This is a genomic window from Paenibacillus sp. RC67 (assembly GCF_030020805.1).
GTDB lineage: Bacteria > Bacillota > Bacilli > Paenibacillales > NBRC-103111 > Paenibacillus_S.
This window is the reverse complement of record NZ_CP125098.1, coordinates 4,349,311-4,367,419: the sequence shown is the minus strand read 5'-3', so window position 1 is coordinate 4,367,419 and position 18,109 is coordinate 4,349,311. Positions and strand designations below refer to the sequence as shown.

General features: G+C 44.2%; 18 protein-coding genes. 15 read left to right on the top strand and 3 right to left on the bottom strand.

Annotation, left to right across the window (positions count from 1 at the left end; translation table 11 throughout):
• The first annotated feature begins 32 nt into the window (after positions 1 to 32).
• The 9 genes from QMA13_RS19850 to QMA13_RS19810 all read left to right on the top strand — a co-directional run bounded on the left by QMA13_RS19850 (position 33) and on the right by QMA13_RS19810 (position 8,840).
• A complete protein-coding gene (locus tag QMA13_RS19850; protein ID WP_282935486.1) occupies positions 33 to 710 on the top strand; it encodes an HAD family hydrolase in 678 nt (225 codons plus the stop codon).
• 22 nt (positions 711 to 732) lie between these two features.
• Entirely contained in the window at positions 733 to 1,338 is a 606-nt protein-coding gene (locus tag QMA13_RS19845) for a histidine phosphatase family protein (protein WP_282935485.1), read from the top strand.
• Positions 1,339 to 1,615: 277 nt separating this feature from the next.
• Positions 1,616 to 2,614, top strand: coding sequence for an AAA family ATPase (locus QMA13_RS19840; RefSeq protein WP_282935484.1), 999 nt, complete (start codon positions 1,616 to 1,618; stop codon positions 2,612 to 2,614).
• Entirely contained in the window at positions 2,611 to 3,933 is a 1,323-nt protein-coding gene (gene hflX / locus QMA13_RS19835) for a GTPase HflX (protein WP_282935483.1), read from the top strand. Before QMA13_RS19840 ends, hflX begins: the two co-directional genes overlap by 4 nt.
• Positions 3,926 to 5,173, top strand: a complete 1,248-nt coding sequence (locus QMA13_RS19830; protein WP_282935482.1) for a methionine gamma-lyase family protein — start codon at positions 3,926 to 3,928, stop codon at positions 5,171 to 5,173. The genes hflX and QMA13_RS19830 overlap by 8 nt, the downstream gene beginning before the upstream one ends.
• Positions 5,174 to 5,272: 99 nt before the next feature.
• A complete protein-coding gene (locus QMA13_RS19825) occupies positions 5,273 to 5,686 on the top strand; it encodes a MerR family transcriptional regulator (protein WP_282935481.1) in 414 nt (137 codons plus the stop codon).
• 90 nt (positions 5,687 to 5,776) lie between these two features.
• A complete protein-coding gene (gene glnA, locus QMA13_RS19820; RefSeq protein ID WP_282935480.1) occupies positions 5,777 to 7,114 on the top strand; it encodes a type I glutamate--ammonia ligase in 1,338 nt (445 codons plus the stop codon).
• 143 nt (positions 7,115 to 7,257) lie between these two features.
• Positions 7,258 to 7,872, top strand: a complete 615-nt coding sequence (locus QMA13_RS19815; protein WP_282935479.1) for a TetR/AcrR family transcriptional regulator — start codon at positions 7,258 to 7,260, stop codon at positions 7,870 to 7,872.
• 56 nt (positions 7,873 to 7,928) lie between these two features.
• Entirely contained in the window at positions 7,929 to 8,840 is a 912-nt protein-coding gene (locus tag QMA13_RS19810) for an alpha/beta hydrolase (protein WP_282935478.1), read from the top strand.
• Between the two features lie 64 nt (positions 8,841 to 8,904).
• Here QMA13_RS19810 and lexA read toward each other — a convergent pair whose 3' ends face one another.
• Positions 8,905 to 9,528, bottom strand: a complete 624-nt coding sequence (gene lexA, locus QMA13_RS19805) for a transcriptional repressor LexA (RefSeq protein WP_282935477.1) — start codon at positions 9,526 to 9,528, stop codon at positions 8,905 to 8,907.
• Between the two features lie 144 nt (positions 9,529 to 9,672).
• Between lexA and QMA13_RS19800 the strand changes: the two genes are divergently transcribed.
• The 5 genes from QMA13_RS19800 (at position 9,673) to QMA13_RS19780 (ending at position 12,078) form a co-directional block, all read left to right on the top strand.
• Positions 9,673 to 10,035 (top strand): LysM peptidoglycan-binding domain-containing protein, encoded by a 363-nt coding sequence (locus tag QMA13_RS19800; protein WP_282935476.1) that lies wholly within the window; start codon positions 9,673 to 9,675, stop codon positions 10,033 to 10,035.
• Positions 10,036 to 10,188: 153 nt separating this feature from the next.
• Positions 10,189 to 10,374, top strand: a complete 186-nt coding sequence (locus QMA13_RS19795; protein WP_282943452.1) for a DUF896 domain-containing protein — start codon at positions 10,189 to 10,191, stop codon at positions 10,372 to 10,374.
• Between the two features lie 18 nt (positions 10,375 to 10,392).
• Positions 10,393 to 10,524: a hypothetical protein gene (locus QMA13_RS19790; protein WP_282935475.1), complete on the top strand. Its 132-nt coding sequence runs from the start codon at positions 10,393 to 10,395 to the stop codon at positions 10,522 to 10,524.
• 190 nt (positions 10,525 to 10,714) lie between these two features.
• Positions 10,715 to 11,227: a hypothetical protein gene (locus QMA13_RS19785; protein WP_282935474.1), complete on the top strand. Its 513-nt coding sequence runs from the start codon at positions 10,715 to 10,717 to the stop codon at positions 11,225 to 11,227.
• Between the two features lie 56 nt (positions 11,228 to 11,283).
• The gene (locus QMA13_RS19780; protein WP_282935473.1) at positions 11,284 to 12,078 is read left to right on the top strand and encodes an HAD family hydrolase; all 795 of its coding nucleotides are present in this window, start codon (positions 11,284 to 11,286) and stop codon (positions 12,076 to 12,078) included.
• A gap of 205 nt (positions 12,079 to 12,283) precedes the next feature.
• Here QMA13_RS19780 and QMA13_RS19775 read toward each other — a convergent pair whose 3' ends face one another.
• Together QMA13_RS19775 and QMA13_RS19770 are read right to left on the bottom strand one after the other, a co-directional pair.
• Positions 12,284 to 13,606: an IS4 family transposase gene (locus QMA13_RS19775; protein ID WP_282935472.1), complete on the bottom strand. Its 1,323-nt coding sequence runs from the start codon at positions 13,604 to 13,606 to the stop codon at positions 12,284 to 12,286.
• Positions 13,607 to 13,790: 184 nt separating this feature from the next.
• Positions 13,791 to 14,333: a 1,2-dihydroxy-3-keto-5-methylthiopentene dioxygenase gene (locus QMA13_RS19770; RefSeq protein ID WP_282935471.1), complete on the bottom strand. Its 543-nt coding sequence runs from the start codon at positions 14,331 to 14,333 to the stop codon at positions 13,791 to 13,793.
• Positions 14,334 to 14,590: 257 nt separating this feature from the next.
• On the opposite strand from QMA13_RS19770, the gene metH reads away from it, so the two are divergent.
• Positions 14,591 to 18,034, top strand: coding sequence for a methionine synthase (gene metH, locus QMA13_RS19765; protein WP_282935470.1), 3,444 nt, complete (start codon positions 14,591 to 14,593; stop codon positions 18,032 to 18,034).
• Positions 18,035 to 18,109: the final 75 nt, after the last annotated feature.

Sequence of the window (18,109 nt, the reverse complement as noted above, 5' to 3'; positions counted from 1 at the left end):
TACTAAATAATACAATATGAGGTGTTCTGCGGATGATAAAAGCAATCGTATTTGATTTTGATGGATTAATATTGGATACAGAAACACCGGAGTTCGAATCGTTCCAGAAGATGTTTGAAGAGCATGGAGCGGAATTATCTCTTGATGTTTGGGGACGCTGCATTGGTACAGACGGCTCATCCTTTGAGCCTTATTCATTTCTAGAGCAGTGTATTGGAAAACCCTTTGATGTAGAGGCAGCGCGGCTTCGAAGAAGGGAGCGATTTGTGGAAAGTATGCGTCAGGAGCTCCCAAGACCCGGTGTAACCGATTATTTAAAACAAGGCAATGATCTGGGCTTAACGATAGGACTGGCTTCCAGTTCAACAAGGCAATGGGTAACGGGTTATTTAAAGGAACATGAGCTGTTGGATGCTTTTCGGACTATTCGTACAAGAGACGATGTCGTGAAGTGCAAACCGGACCCTTCTTTATATTTACTTGCTCTGGAGGACTTGGGAGTACAGCCCCACGAAGCGATAGCGTTTGAAGATTCGCCGAACGGAGCGCTTGCTGCCAAGAGAGCGGGAATGCACTGTGTTATTGTGCCGAACCTCATAACGAAGACTTTATCATTTGGCGAATATGATTTGCTATTGGACTCCATGGCGGATATGCTACTTCAAGAAGTGGTCTTGGCAATCACAAGCCGATCCATGCTCGGTCAGTAATACGTAAGGAGTGTGATTGTTCATGTGCGCAGAGTTTCTTCATACAAGTGATTTTCTCCAAAAGGTTCAAACCTCGGGATTGCAAACCTTATACATCGTTAGGCATTGTAAAGCAGAAGGCCAGGAAGCAGAAGCGCAGTTAACTTCGGATGGATATCATCAGGCACAGCAATTATCCTTGTGGCTAAGAAAGTACACGATAGACTATATAGTGTCTAGCCCCTATGTAAGAGCAGTTCAAACCGTTAAACCTTATGCAGAAATAATGAATAAAACGATAGTTGTCGATGATAGGCTGTCCGAGCGGATTCTTAGTAAAGATAACCGATCCGATTGGCTGCGATGTCTGGAGCGAACGTTCCAGGAACCGGATTTATGTTTTTTTGGTGGGGAGTCCAGCAGGCAAGCGACGGAAAGAATAGTAGCGGTGATAACAGAGTTACTATTGCTAGGGCATGCTTCCAATTTGGTTGTCGCACACGGCAATATCATCTCTCTATTGTTGAAGAATTTTGATGATCGGATAGGCTTTGAGCATTGGAAGCAGTTATCTAATCCTGATGTCTACCGGATGGTATTTCAAGACGGTCAGTTTAAGGAAATGAAACGAATTTGGAAAGACTATTAGCCGTGGGAAGATTAATTGTATATTAATCAATCTCTACCTCAAAAAGAGTCCTCCAATCCATTATAATCAAGTTAGAAAGACTCTTAGGCACTTTTAGGAGGAGAACCGAGTCATGATTTGATTTTTTTTCACAAACGCAGTTTATCAATAAAATAAGCGGATGGACACGATCAGATTTTGAATTTTTGTAAATTGGCCTTACAATAAGAAAAGAAAATGGTCACATTCATCTAGGCTTCTGCGTATACTGCTAACACCAAGTAAAGAGGTGATACGCATGAGTGGACGTGTCGTACCGACGGATCAGATTCAGATTACGAAGAATGCCCATCAAATCAATGTGGTATTGCGTAATCCTGAACCGGTAAGTATGAACGCCGAGGCAGAGCCCCATTTTCATGGTAAACCGTTGTCCCAGCAAGGGCAATTCGGGGAAATCATGAAGGAGCTCGATCGGATGGTCGGTTTGGACAACGTGAAGGAGCTCGTTTTCGAGATTTATGCGCTGCTGCGGATTGCTGGATTTAGGGCTGAAGTAGGGCTAATGGCTAATTCACAGGTGTATCATATGGTTTTTAAGGGAAATCCGGGTACAGGCAAGACGACGGTTGCGCGCATTATCGCCAAGCTCCTGCAAACGATGGGTGTGCTGAATAAAGGGCATTTGATAGAAGTGGAACGCGCCGATCTGGTTGGCGAGTACATAGGACATACGGCCTTAAAAACAAGGGAGCTAGTAAAAAAAGCGTTGGGCGGCGTTCTTTTTATCGATGAAGCATACAGCCTGGCCCGTGGCGGAGAAAAAGATTTCGGCAAGGAAGCGATTGATACGCTGGTTAAAGCGATGGAAGACCATAAGAATCAGTTCATTCTTATTTTGGCAGGCTATTCGGTGGAGATGGAACAATTTCTACAGACGAACCCAGGACTTCCGTCCCGTTTCCCTATTCAGCTTGATTTTCCGGATTATACGGTCGATCAATTGATGCAAATAGCGGAAATCATGATTAAGGAACGGGAGTATGCTTTAATTCCTCAAACTGAAATGAAGATACGTCAGCAAATTGTCAATGAAAAACAGCTGATTGATAGCGAGGTTGCATTCAGTAACGCCCGCTATGTACGCAATATGATCGAAAAGGCAATGCGCAACCACGCGGTTCGATTGCTGAATCAGAACACGCAGCAGCCAAGCAAGCAGGATCTGATGACGATTCGACCTGAAGATGTTAAGCTGGAGCGAAAACCCGCAAAGGAGAATTATAAATATTTATGAAACCAACAACACATACAATCGAACACGAACAAGAGCGGGCCGTTCTCGTTAGTCTGGTCACCCCACAGCTTAAAAGGCTGGACGCCTATTCACCCGAGTATTCCTTGTCGGAATTGGTAAGCTTGGCGGAGACGGCAGGCGTGGTAGTACTGGACACGTTATCGCAAAATAAAGAATCCGTGGACACCAAATGGTTCATCGGTAAAGGGAAGGCTGAAGAGCTGAAGCAGCTTCTAGAGGAGCACAATGCGAATACAGCGATCTTCGATCAAGAACTTTCCGGAGCGCAGGTGCGTAATCTGGAGCAGTTTTTGGATGTGAAAATTATTGACCGCACGCAGCTTATCCTCGATATATTCGCCGGTAGAGCCAAAACCCGTGAAGGGATAATCCAAGTAGAGCTTGCACAGCTAAGCTACCTGCTGCCTCGGCTTTCTGGCCAAGGAGCTAACCTGTCCCGTCTTGGCGGTGGTATTGGTACGAGAGGACCAGGGGAAACGAAACTGGAGACGGACCGCCGTCATATCCGCGATCGCATCAACGAGCTAAAGCAGCAGCTGCATGAGGTTGTAAGGCACCGTACTTTACATAGAGAACGTCGTAAGAAGACTGGTGTTTTTCAGGTTGCCCTGGTAGGCTATACAAATGCGGGGAAATCCACACTGTTGAAGCAGATGACGCAAGCGGATGTATATGTGGAGAATCAGCTGTTTGCAACGCTCGACCCGACTTCCCGCACTTTGGAGCTTCCAAGCGGAAAAGAAATCGTACTGACCGATACCGTAGGCTTTATTCAAAATTTGCCGCATGATCTCGTAGCTGCTTTCCGTGCCACATTGGAAGAGGCCTGTGAAGCCGACCTTATCCTTCACGTTGTGGATGGTTCCGCAGAAATGATGGACACTCAGATGAAAGTGGTAGAGCAAGTTCTTCAAGAACTCGGGGCACATGGAAAAGAACAGATCACTTTGTTCAACAAGGTCGATTTGTGCACACCGGAACAGGTGGAAATGTTGACGACGGAAGGGGAGTTCTTAAGGATCTCCGCTTATCGTGAAGACGACTTGCAACGAATTGGAGAGCTGATTGAATCGCGGCTCATGGGAGAATGCAAAACGTTCCGCATCCCTGCAGAAAAAGGCGACGTGATTTCACTCGTATACCGTGTAGGGGAAGTGCTGGAGAATGATGTGGACGGCAGCGATATGCTGCTGCAAGTAAGAGTGAACAATAAAGAATATGACAAGCTGGGTTATTTGTTGGCCGCATACGCCATGGATCAGGCACAAGATAAGGGAGAGAATTCGGAGCATGTTTAACGAACGCATTACTGCTTGGATGGAGCGCGCCGAGCAGGTTATCGAGGGGAAAATAAAAGAAATCGATCGTATTGTAGACCAGAATCAATGGAAAGTGATTCGGGCATTTCAAAACCATAAGGTCAGTGATTATCATTTCTCCGGTTCGACGGGGTATGGCTATAACGATCGTGGACGTGAAGTGCTGGACTTGGTTTATGCGGAAGTGTTTGGAGCGGAGGCCGCCTTGGTGCGGCCGCATTTTGTGTCAGGAACCCATACGATTGGGACGGCTTTATTTGGCGTTCTAAGACCAAATGATGAGCTTCTCATGATTACGGGGAGACCTTACGATACACTACACAAAGTGATCGGCAGCCCGGGTGATGGCAAAGGTTCTTTACAGGATTGGGGAATAGCTTACGGTGAAGTAGCACTTCTAGAGGATGGCTCACCTAATTATGAGGAGATCCGTAGTCGTATCAATGAACGAACTAAAGTGATCGGTATACAGCGGTCCCGCGGCTACTCGTGGAGACCGTCTTTTACGGTTGGGCAAATAGGAGAAATGGTTCAATTTGTAAAACAGTTGAAACCTGATGTGATTGTGTTCGTAGACAACTGCTACGGGGAGTTTACTGAGCTTCAAGAGCCTACACAAGTAGGTGTGGACCTCATGGCAGGCTCATTAATCAAAAATCCTGGTGGAGGACTAGCGGCTACCGGAGGCTATATCGCGGGTAAAAGCGAATACGTGGAGCTTGCCTCTTATCGTTTGACAGCCCCTGGTATTGGTGGGGAAGTCGGAGCGATGCTTGGAACGACTCGCAGTATTTACCAAGGGTTGTTCTTGGCGCCGCATTTGGTTGGACAAGCCGTCAAAGGATCGATCTTTGCCGCTGCGGTATTTGAACAGCTTGGCTTTGTAACTCATCCGCATTGGAACGATCCGCGCACGGATTTAATTCAAGCGATACAGTTCACAAGCGACAAGCATCTGATCGCATTCGTTCAAGGGATTCAGCAGGCTGCTGCTGTTGATGCTCATGTCGTTCCGGAGCCATGGGATATGCCAGGTTATGAGCATCCAGTTATTATGGCGGCAGGAACGTTCATTCAGGGAGGAAGCCTCGAATTGTCAGCGGATGCGCCAATACGCGAGCCTTACATTGCGTATATGCAAGGAGGTCTGACATACTCCCATTGCAAGCTAGGTGTGCTTACCGCACTACAGAATATGATGGACCGTGGCTTACTGTAATTAATGCTTACACATTGCATAAACCTAACATAACTTGACATGTTTATGTCGTGAGGTTACAATGAAGCTAGGTTTTTAGATTACAGGGGTGATCAGGTCATGGGTGATGATATTCGCCGTAATATGGCGCTTTTTCCAATTGGAATAGTAATGAAGTTGACCGATTTGACCGCAAGGCAAATTCGGTATTATGAACAACATGAGCTTGTCATACCTGCAAGAACTGGAGGTAACCAGCGACTCTACTCCTTTAATGATGTAGAACGCTTGCTGGAAATCAAGGATTTGATTGAAAAAGGAGTCAACATTGCTGGTATTAAGCAAGTGCTCCTGCCTGTTTCCAAAGATTCTGAGGACGCAACGGTCCTGAATGAACAGTCCGAAGTGAAGCGAAGAGAGTTAACCGATACGCAGTTGCACCGTATGCTGAAGCAGCAGCTGTTAGGCGGCGGCAAGCGGCCTGGCCAAGTATCCTTGATCCAAGGCGAGCTATCGCGTTTCTTTAAGAAATAAAAAGCTTCACCAGAGTGTGGTCACATTACAACGTTCGCCTTATGAACATGCTCTGTCAGTTTACATAATCTTAAGGAGGAGAAATTGACCGTGACTGAAAAAGCATATAAAAAAGAGGACATTCTACGAATAGCAAAAGAAGAGAATGTGCGTTTCATCCGATTGCAATTTACCGATTTGCTGGGAACGATCAAAAATGTGGAAATTCCGGTATCCCAGTTGGAGAAAGCATTGGACAACAAAATGATGTTCGATGGCTCCTCCATTGAAGGCTACGTTCGGATCGAAGAATCCGACATGTATTTATACCCTGATTTGAGCACGTGGGTTATTTTCCCTTGGGTTACAGAAGATCGTGTAGCACGTTTAATTTGTGATATTTATTTGCCAGATGGCAGACCTTTCCCTGGGGACCCTCGCGGTATCCTTAAAGCAGCTTTGAAAGAAGCTGAGGAAATGGGCTATACGGCAATGAATGTTGGACCTGAACCGGAATTTTTCTTGTTTAAAACAGACGAAAACGGCAATCCGACTATGGAATTGAATGATCAAGGCGGTTATTTTGATCTGGCTCCAATGGATTTGGGAGAAAACTGTCGCCGTGAAATCGTATTGACTTTGGAAGAAATGGGCTTTGAAATTGAAGCTTCTCACCACGAAGTGGCTCCAGGTCAGCACGAAATCGACTTCAAATATGAAAGTGCCGTTAAAGCGGCGGATCAGATTCAAACATTCAAGCTTGTTGTAAAAACCGTTGCAAGACAGCACGGTTTGCATGCGAGCTTCATGCCAAAACCATTGTTCGGCGTAAATGGTTCCGGTATGCACTGTCACCAATCACTGTTTAATGGCAAAAAGAACGTGTTCTACGATGAGAGCGATAAGCTTGGTTTGAGTGCTGAAGCAAGACATTATATGGCGGGTATTTTGCGTCACGCACGCGCTTTTGCTGCCATTACGAATCCAACAGTCAACTCATATAAACGTCTGGTTCCTGGTTATGAAGCACCATGCTACGTAGCTTGGTCTGCTAGCAACCGCAGTCCTATGATTCGTATTCCAGCATCTCGCGGTTTGAGCACGCGTGTGGAAGTTCGTAACCCGGACCCGGCTGCGAATCCTTATCTTGCGCTTGCAGTTATGCTTAAAGCAGGTTTGGACGGTATTAAAAACAAAATGCAGCTTCCTCCTCCAACAGACCGCAACATTTATGTGATGTCCGAAGAGGAGCGCGAAGAACAAGGAATTCCTAGTCTTCCGGTCGATTTGAAGCAGGCTCTGGATGAGCTGCTGCGCGACGATGTCATCTGCGATGCGCTTGGAGATCATGCTCTGGCTCATTTTATCGAGCTTAAAGAGATCGAATGGGATATTTATCGTACTCAAGTTCATGCTTGGGAGAGAGAACAGTATCTGACACTCTACTAATAATTATATGGTATAATAGGCCCGGAACTTTTTGGTTCCGGGTTTTTGATGCTTATATAAAAAATACGTACCATATATTTACAAAAGGTTGCTTTCATAATATAATGATACTGAACAATCAGTACTAAAGATAGGAGTGTACAATGCCACGAACCAATATACCTGATGCAAGGAAACGAATTTTACAAGCAGCAACAAGAGTATTTGCGGAGAAAAGCTTTGAAGGAGCAAGAATTGATCAAATTGCAGAGGAAGCTCATGTTCCCAAATCTTTGATTTATTATCATTTCAATAGTAAGGATCACATATTGGAGGTGTTGTTTGAAGATTTCGTAAGGGAATATACGGAACTGCTTCAAGTTGCTAAGCAAGACACACATCAATCGAAAGCAGATGCTATGCAAAGTAGACTACAAACCATTTACAAAGACTTTGCAGTAAAGAATGCAGATATTATTCGAATCATGTTTATTGACTCCTTAAAGAAATCGAATCATAGGCCAGTGATATACAGAGTCGTTGAAGCGATGATCAGCACGGAGCAGGAGAACACAGCTATTTCCAATACAACTGAGGCTTACGATCTTAATGAAAGACGGATTGCAGAATTTTTTACTGGAATCATTCCACTGTACGCCTATTTATGCTTTTCTGAATCGTGGGTTGAATATTTTGAAATCGAGAAGCAGCAGTTTGATGAAAAGTTCCTTACAATCATGATGTCTAGTCATGGTGCGTATCATAAGGATCACAAATAGATTGTTTTTTTGATGTTTTAAAACTGAATATTCAGTACTAAATGGAGGCGTTAATTATGAACTCATCCAGCATGGAAATGATAAACGGCATTAAACAACATCTTAGGAAATCATTCTCATTTACTCAAAAATCGGTTGAGCAAATTCGATCGGAGGAAGCCGAGGCATTGAATGCCCTACCAAGGATCACGGGTATTGTAACAGAACGTATAACCATTGGAGGGATGCAAGCCGAGTGGGTAAGAGCTGAGGAAGTGCCTAACGAGGCTATTGAGACTATATTGTACTTCCATGGAGGGGCATTTATTTCAGGGTCTTGCGATACTCATCGTGATCTGGCGGCCAGGATATCTGCTGTCTCCAATACGAGAGTTCTGGTTATTGAGTATCGGCTCGCGCCGGAGCATCATTATCCTGCTGCGAATGAGGATTGTTTGTCCGCCTATCGGTGGCTTATTCGCCAAGGAATATCAGGCGAACAAATTATGCTTGGTGGAGATTCAGTAGGAGGGTGCCTTGCACTAATGACATTATTAACTTTAAGGGACGAAAGTGATCCAGTTCCATCAGGTGCCTTTTTGCTATCTCCACACACGGATTTCTTAAACTTTGAGAGTGCATCCTATCGTACACGTGCAGAGCTAGATCCATTAGGAAGTCTGGACAGCTCGAAACTATGCGCGGATTATTACTTGGGTTCAACACAACCTAAGCCGGAAATAATGTCCCCAGTAAATCAAACTTTACATGGATTACCGCCATTATTTATCCAGGTAGGTGATCATGAGGTGCTCCTCGACGAATGCGTATTGCTTGCGGAGCGGGCAGAGGCTGCTGGAGTTACTGTTACTCTCGAGATTTGGGATCACATGTGGTGTGTATTTCAACGGTTGGCAGGGATATTGCCTGAAGGTGATCAGGCAATACAACATATTGGGAGCTTTGTCAGAAGCCGCCTGTATGAATAAGGGGAATAAAGAAAGCCAAGGTTTAGGCGATTGCCTAGACCTTGGCTTTTATGCGAATTACCTACTAATGAATGTCGCGGAATACGCCAACAACACGTCCTAGGATAGTAACATGCTTCAAACGAAGAGGTTCCATGGTCGAATTTTCAGGCTGAAGACGAATATGGTCTTTTTCTTTGAAGAAGCGTTTCACTGTAGCTTCGTCATCCTCTGTCATGGCAACAACGATGTCGCCATTGTTAGCCGATTGCTGCTGACGGACAATAACATAGTCTCCATTATGAATACCTGCGTCGATCATACTGTTACCGATGACGCTGAGCATAAACACATTGTGGTCCCCAACATAATGCGTAGGTAAAGGGAAGTAGTCTTCAATATTTTCAGTAGCCGTTATAGGTACACCAGCAGTAACTCGTCCGATCAAGGGTACCCGGGAAACGGAAAGTGCGAATTGACTTCCTTCGGTCGATGAACCGTCAGTAATCTCGATAGCGCGGGGTTTGGTAGGATCCCTCCGGATCAGGCCTTTTTTCTCCAAACGCTCCAAATGTCCATGAACAGTCGAACTGGAGGCAAGTCCAACGGCTTCTCCGATTTCACGTACAGAGGGAGGATAGCCTTTATCTTTAACTTCGTTTTTGATAAATTCCAATATCGCCAGCTGCCGATTGGATAATTTACTCATCAGTATCACTCCAGTATTGGTAATAATTATCCAAAGTATATCACAGAACCGGAGTTCGTACAAACATAAGTTCGAAAACAGCATTGACACAAACAAGTGTTCGTGTTATTTTGAGAACAGAACAAATGTTTGGGGGGCGGAATCATGTATATGAATGAACAGTTATTTCAGAATTCGGCAGTATTGGTTAAAGGGAACTATGTGTTGAAAAATAGACGTTATAGAAAAGCGACGAGAATGCTTGGGCTGTTAACCGTCGCCATACTGATTTTAATTGTAAGTCTTTGTATTTCCTTAGTAGGGGGAGATTCGGATGTTTACGCTGCTGCTAATGGAAGCCATTTGAAACAATCAGTTGAAGTTGCCAAAGGAGATACACTATGGAGTATCGCCAATCATTATGCGGGTAAGGGACGCAATGTCCGTGAATATATGAATGAAGTGAAACAAGTGAATGAATTGAAGTCTAATGTGCTGCAAGTTGGACAAGTTCTGATCCTGCCGTAAAGTTGTAGTTTGCAGTTCCTTCTCACCTGCTCTTGACAATCGAATCCTGTAATGTCAAAGTATAATTTGACGCATTTTTTGCTGTGCTTGATCTCTAGTCATAATATGGCTGGCTCAAGCCTGACATAATCAGGAGGATTCGCAATGAACGAGATGGAAAACGATCAGTACATCAATCGAATTAACGAATTGGCACGCAAAGCCAAATCGGAAGGCTTGACGGACGAAGAGCTGGAGGAACGCAACGAATTGAGAAAACGTTATATTAATGCTTTCAAAAGCAATTTGCGTAACCAGTTAGAGAACATTAAATTCGTTGATGATGAGAACAAGCAGTAATTAGGAGGATTTGAATTCATGCGGTATCGTGTATTGCGAAGAAACGGTATTGCAGTTTCTGATCTGTGCTTGGTTTTCGATAAATCAACGAATGAATCGGATTGCAATCAATTTCAGCAGCACATTGTGGGATCACACTGCGCCAATTGAATGAAACATTCTGTCGTTGGATTAACCTGGTGATATCTGGAAGAGCGGATACATCAGTCGCTCCAACTTTTTGGCGTATCTACAGATGAGAACTGGAACAAGCAAGGAACTCCAAGAAAGTTATCATGATCGATTAGTAGGCATTTTAACAGTAGAGAGGGTAAGAGAACCTCTATAAGGAGATTGGGATATGTCTCGTAAATGGGAACGCATGGTTCTTAAAAATTCAAAGAAAGTAAATAAAACTCGTGCAAAGCAAGGTAAGCCGTTGCTTTATGATACTCCTTCTGACGGTTCTGTTACAGTACGAGGTCGCAGTTGGTTTGTTCCTCTGCTCATGATTTGTGTCGGTATTTTTTGTTACATTGCATTTCGCGGCAACTATGAGAATGATAACTTGTATTGGGTAACTGGGGGCAGCTACATTGCCTTAGGCTTGTTTATATTTTGGGTACGTCGACCTTTTATCAAAATCGGTAAGGACTTTCTTGTTTCCCGTCGATTTGCGGGTGATCGCAGAGTAGAAATTTCGCAAATTCGCGAAATCGTCATTCAAAAAGATACCGTGGCCATTTCTTTAACAACCAGTAACACTAAATGGGTATTTACGAAATTGTATCATCAATTTAATATAGTAGAGTTGTCAGAGCAGCTTAAAGAATTTGCGGCTCGCAATCATGTAGAGTTGAAAACCGAACAATAAAGAATTCGTTGTATGAACCACTACAGATATTATGGGGAAAAGGATGGAAGACTAGGATGAGCATTCAAGCGGTTTTATTTGATTTGGACGATACGTTGTTATGGGATGACCGAAGTGTAAAAGAAGCTTTCCAAGCGACTTGTGAAGAAGCGGCAAAGCATTATTCTCTGGAGCCAGCAGCTTTGGAAGAAGCGGTTCGCAAGGAAGCAAGAGCTTTGTATGAATCCTACGAAACATTTCCGTTTACTAAGATGATTGGTATCAATCCGTTTGAAGGACTTTGGGCTAACTTCACTGCCGGAGAGAATGAGAACTTCCGCAAGCTTCAAAAACTGGCTCCAACCTATCGGACAGAATCGTGGACACGGGGCCTTAAAGCGTTAGGTATTGATGATGCTGAGCTGGGGTACCGTTTAGGAGAGTTATTTCCAGCAGAGCGTCGGAGCCGTCCGATTGTCTATGAAGAAACTTTTGAAGTATTGAAGCAGTTGAAGGAAAAGTACAAGCTTCTACTGTTGACTAATGGTTCTCCTGATTTGCAAAATGAGAAATTAGCTGGAGTACCGGACCTAGCTCCTTATTTTGATCATATTATCATATCGGGTAATTTTGGTGAAGGAAAACCGGCGGTTTCGATTTTTAACCATGCAATGGACCTGCTTGGTATTACTGCTGATCAAGGAGTCATGATTGGCGATAAGCTGACTACGGATATTTTGGGCTCTGGAAGAGTAGGTATGCGAAATATGTGGATTAACCGCCATGAAATGAGCCGTACGGATGAGATTGTTCCTTCTTACGAAATCAAGAGCTTGCGTGAAATTCAAGGCATTATTAATTCCATCGATTAAACCTACACAGATAATGAAAAAGACCCTCGCATGAGGCAATGTCATTAAGTTAAGCTAAGAGACAAGATCGGGAAAACAAATGAAATCCGAGAAACGGCATGGGAAAAAGTCCTATGCCGTTTGTTTTTTGTGCAAGCAAGGAAAAAAGCGTACAGCAAACAAAGCGGATGGCATATCCGCTTAAAAAATGTTCATGTGAACCGAATTATGCTACTCTATAAACGAAGCTAACGACTGATTTCGAGCGGATTTTGCGCGTATTCTTCTGCCCTGGGCGAATGGGTCGAATCGGCAAAATGTTTTTGCGAATCAGCGCTTCAACATCGGGCAGGGGTTCATCGTCCCATGAGCGCAGGAAATGTCTACAAACATGAACGGCGACCGTGAAGTTGACTTGGTAGGAGTGCCGTTTATCCATTTTCGAAATGACGACGTGCGAGGTCATCATTTCAGCGAAATTGTACATGATCATTCTTGCGAAAATCTCTTGGACGATGGACTCTTGTCTCTTTGCGTGAAAATGCGTCAGACCGACGGTGTATTTTAATGCCCTAAAAGAAGTTTCAATGCCCCATCGCATGTTATAAATGGACTTGATTTCATCGGGTGGGAAATCAGCGGCAGAAAGATTCGTAATGACGGTTTCATAAGCGCCACTGGGCAAGACGAAACGAACAACCCGAAAGGAAATCGGGTAAAACAAGTTCTCCTGCAAATCCAAAAAATCAAATGTAGACGTGGAAGGGACGAACTTGTACATCTCGGGACGAGCCTTAACCGCTTTGGTTTGTTTTTTGGTGAGGGTCAGATGAACGTCCCAATCAAACGCTCCGCTAGTAGGCAAACGCAAACCCGAAAGAATACCATTGGACTCCAAATCCTTTACCCGTATAACATAGTTCCAACCTTTGCGTTCAATATGCGCGAAATTGTTGTAACTTTCATAACCGCGATCGGCAATCACAATGGTTTTGCCCTTGATGGGGGAACGGTCAACCATAGTAGCCAGCGCCCTTCCCTCGTTCCACAACCTTCGTGGCTGAACAAGGGCATCCACGTAAAGTCTGTTGCACAAGTCATAGGCTGCGTTCAAGTGCAGAAGGTTAAAGCCTTTCGTGTTCGGTTGACTTTGAAAATAGGTGTCCGTGTCCTCAGAGTCCGTTGCGATATGCAAATCCGAGCCGTCAACGGCAAGTAATCGATACCCTCGGTAGCACTTGATATCCGCATACGATTGCGTAAATGCGTGAAACAAGAATTCCACAGCAGACGGCAGGATTTTATTTCTTTGTTGGACAAAAGCAGAAGTGGTTGCAGTGTTTACGTCATAGCCCTGCGATTCCAAGAGTTCCTTATAGATGCTGTTGCCTCCCATGGAGATCAGGAGCTGCATAACCGTTTCAAAGGGCAGCTTTTTCTTACGGGTAAAATCCTTTTCAGGATTTTTGACATAAGGTGCTGGTGCAGCTGACATTTCTCGTATGAGGGATGTCAGCGTTTTTTTAAGCGAATTCGCGTACGTATCCATTAGCGAAACCTCCTCGTTTTTTCAAGGGGCTTCGCCACATACTTTCAACTACTTGTCAAGTCTTATTTGAAAATTCGCACAAAAAAGAGCAGGCTATCTTTTCGATAGCCTGCTCTTTTTCTTGATTTGGCCCTGCGCCTTAACTTAATGACATTGTCGCATGAGGGTCTTTTATTATTGAGGCTTAAGCTTTTTGGAAAGAAGCATCAGCGAATGGGTGAGCAATCCAACCTTCGGTTTCGATAAATAAACGAACAGCTACGATTTGACGGTTATCCATCAAGGTGAAGAAATGCGGCTTGTGCTCAGGAACGGAGATAACATCGCCTGCTTCAAGCTCAACATCGAAGTATCCAACATCTTCGGTGCCTTTGATGATGAAAATACCTTTACCAGCTGTAATGGCACGAACTTCATCTTCCGTATGGGTATGAACTTGCTCGAACTTCTTAAGCAATTCATCCAAGTTTGGAGTTGCATCGGACAGGGCAATAATATCCCAAGTCAGATAGCCGCGACGGTTTGCCAGGTCTTTGATCTCAGGCTCGAAAGTGGATAAAATTTCAGCTTTATCTTCATCAGTAAGTACGAATTTATCTTGTAAATGTGCAGGAAGCTTGGTAGGATTCCAGTGCTCATACAATACTTCTTGTTTATCCAAAAATGCTCTAACATTTTCTTCGCCGGAAATACGCTCATTAGTGCTGCGAATACGAATTTCTGCCATGCTCATCCCTCTTTCAATCATAAATAAGTTCTTTAATTATTATAATTTAAATTTTCAATTCTGTCGATAATACATTTGCGATAATACCAATAGGAATTATATGATATAGTGCGTTGGTCGGGAATACCTTTTCATTAACGAACGTTTCTGATAAACTTAAGGTTACAATATTCGCCTTTTTATGGTCTACATGCAGATATAAAATAGACGTTTTCATAGAAAGTTGTCGGAAGGACGCAGGTGAAAGGAAGATCGTGATGAGTAAACCATCTTTGAAAGAGCAGCTAAAAAAGAAGATTATGATTTTGGACGGCGCCATGGGCACGATGATTCAACAAGAGAATTTAACGGAAGTCGATTTTGGTGGCGAGGATTTAGACGGCTGTAATGAGTATTTGGTCGTGACCCGTCCAGACGTTATTTCTAAAATCCACGAAGCTTATTTTGCCGCGGGTGCGGATATAATTGAGACGAATACTTTTGGTGCGACAAGTGTAGTGTTGGCGGAATACGATTTACAAGATCGTGCTCGTGAACTCAACCTGATTGCAGCCAAATTGGCAGTTGATGCAGCTAATAAATTCAGCACACCGGAATGGCCTCGTTATGTTGCGGGTGCTCTAGGACCTACAACTAAGACGTTATCGGTCACAGGCGGCGTTACATTCGACGAATTGGTTGACAGCTATTACGAGCAAGCTTTGGCCCTGATCGAATCAGGTGTAGATGCACTGCTTCTTGAAACATCACAGGATACATTGAACGTTAAAGCAGGCAGCATAGGGATTCGCAAAGCCATGGATACTACTGGCATTGAATTACCGCTTATGATTTCCGGTACGATAGAACCAATGGGAACTACACTGGCAGGTCAAAATATCGAATCCTTCTACATCTCCTTGGAGCATTTGAAGCCGGTATCCATCGGACTTAACTGTGCAACAGGACCGGAATTTATGCGAGATCATATCCGTACGTTATCCGAGTTGGCAACAACAGCTGTAAGCTGTTATCCGAATGCAGGACTGCCGGATGAGAATGGTAAATACCACGAATCACCTGAATCGCTTGCGAAGAAGCTAGCCGGTTTTGCAGAGCAGGGGTGGCTCAATATCGCTGGAGGATGCTGTGGTACGACACCAGATCACATTCGTGCAATGGCTGAAACGTTATCCCAATATAAGCCTAGAGAAAGTGCCAAAGGACATCTTCCTGCCGTTTCGGGTATTGAGACCGTATATCTTGAGGATGCTAACCGTCCCTATATGGTAGGAGAACGTACTAATATTTCGGGATCCCGTATGTTCAAACGTCTTATGAAAGAAGGCAAGTTTGAAGAAGGAGCTGAAATCGCACGCGCTCAAGTAAAGAATGGTGCGTATGTCATCGACATTAACGTACAGGACACCGATATTGATGAAGCCTATGCGATGGAAAACTTTTTAAAGGAAGTCGTGAAAAAAGTTAAAGTTCCTTTGATGATTGACTCCACTTATGATCATATCATCGAGCTTGGCTTAAAATATTCCCAAGGGAAAGCGATTATTAACTCCATTAACCTTGAGGATGGGGAAACGAAGTTCCAAAGCATCGTACCACTGATTCACAAATACGGTGCTGCGGTAGTTATGATTCTTATCGACGAACGCGGTCAAGCGGTATCCCGTCAAGCGAAGATGGAAGTTGCGGATCGTGCCTATGAGCTATTAACTCAAAAGTACGGTTTGAATGCGTCGGATATTATATTTGACCCTAACATGTTCCCGGTAGGCTCTGGAGACCCGCAATATATCGGCTCAGCAGTAGAAACCATTGAAGGCATCCGGATGATCAAGACGAAGTATCCTGAGTGTAAGACGATTCTTGGATTAAGTAATATTTCATTTGGTTTGCCTCCGGCTGGTCGCGAGGTGCTGAACTCTGTTTATTTGTACCATTGTACGAAGGTTGGATTAGATTATGCGATTGTTAACACACAAAACCTGGAGCGTTATGCCTCTATCCCTGAGCATGAGAGAGAGCTGGCGGAACGTTTAATCTTCAATACAAATGATGAGACTTTAGCTGAATTCGTCGCACACTTCCGTGAGAAGAAAATAGAGAAGAAAGAAAAGATCTCTAACCTGACTTTGGAAGAGCGTTTAGGCTCTTACGTGGTTGAGGGTACCAAGGAAGGGCTAATCCCTGACTTGAACGAAGCCATGACGAAATACGCTCCACTCGAAATCATTAACGGACCTCTTATGAGAGGGATGGAAGAGGTAGGCCGATTATTTAATAATAACGAGCTTATTGTTGCCGAAGTGCTGCAAAGTGCTGAAGTTATGAAAGCATCCGTTGCCCACCTGGAACCGTTCATGGAGAAAAATGAAAGTGCCGTGAAAGGGAAAATCATTTTAGCAACGGTAAAAGGCGATGTTCATGACATCGGTAAAAACCTTGTGGAAATCATCTTATCCAACAACGGCTATAAAATCATTAATTTGGGAATCAAAGTACCGCCTGAGCAATTGATTGAAGCCTATCGTAAAGAAAAGGCAGATGCGATCGGTCTGTCCGGTCTGTTGGTCAAATCCGCTCAACAAATGGTCATTACAGCACAGGATTTGAAAAACGCAGGCATTGACGTGCCTATTATGGTCGGTGGTGCTGCGTTAACCAGAAAGTTTACGAAAACTCGTATTGCGCCTGAGTACGAGGGCTTGGTTCTTTATGCCAAGGATGCAATGGACGGGCTCGATATTGCAAATAAGCTGAGTGATCCTAAGCAAAGAGAAGTACTTGTTAGAGAGCTAAGAGAAAGCATGGAATCCGATGTTATGGAAGTAGGCAAAAAGAAGGAGAACATGCCGGAGTTGACCCGGGTTAGAACATCAACCGTTGACCGCACGCTTCCTGTACAGGTGCCGCCGGATTTGGAACGCCGCGTACTGCGTGATTATCCGATCAGCCATGTTATGCCATACATCAATATGCAAATGCTGCTGGGTCATCACTTGGGGCTTAAAGGCAAGGTAGATAAGCTGCTTGCAGAAAAAGATCCGAAAGCCGTTCAGCTGAAGGAAACGGTGGATGAGATTTTAGGAGAGGCACAGAAGGAAAATATTATTCGTGCGCATGGAATGTATCAATTTTTCCCTGCACAGTCATCCGGAAATGATATTTTTGTTTATGACCCTAATGATTTCTCGAAGGTGATTCAGAAGTTCAGCTTCCCGCGGCAGGGAACAGAACCGTATTTATGTCTTGCTGATTATTTGAAATCTACGGACAGCGGAGAAATGGATTACATTGGTTTCCTCGTCGTTACTGCAGGACATGGAATCAATGAAAAAGCTGCGGAATGGCGTGAGAAGGGTGATTATCTGCGTTCACATGCACTGCAATCGACTGCATTGGAAACAGCAGAAGCATTGGCTGAACGTGTCCACGAGATGATGAGAGACACATGGGGCTTCCCAGATCCGGCCGAAATGACGATGCAGGAACGGTTCGGTGCGAAGTATCGTGGACAGCGCTTCTCGTTCGGTTACCCGGCATGCCCTGATCTGGATGATCAGCAGCAGTTGTTCGCTTTGCTGAAGCCCGAAGATATTGGCGTTCATCTGACTGAGGGAAGCATGATGGAACCGGAAGCATCCGTTTCGGCAATAGTTTTCGCTCATCCGCAAGCACGTTATTTTAATGTAGAGAAAGTTTAGGCATCATAAGTAGAGTGGAGTTCGCAAGTGGGACTCCGCTCTTTCCCTATAATCCAACATAATGAAACGGAGCAG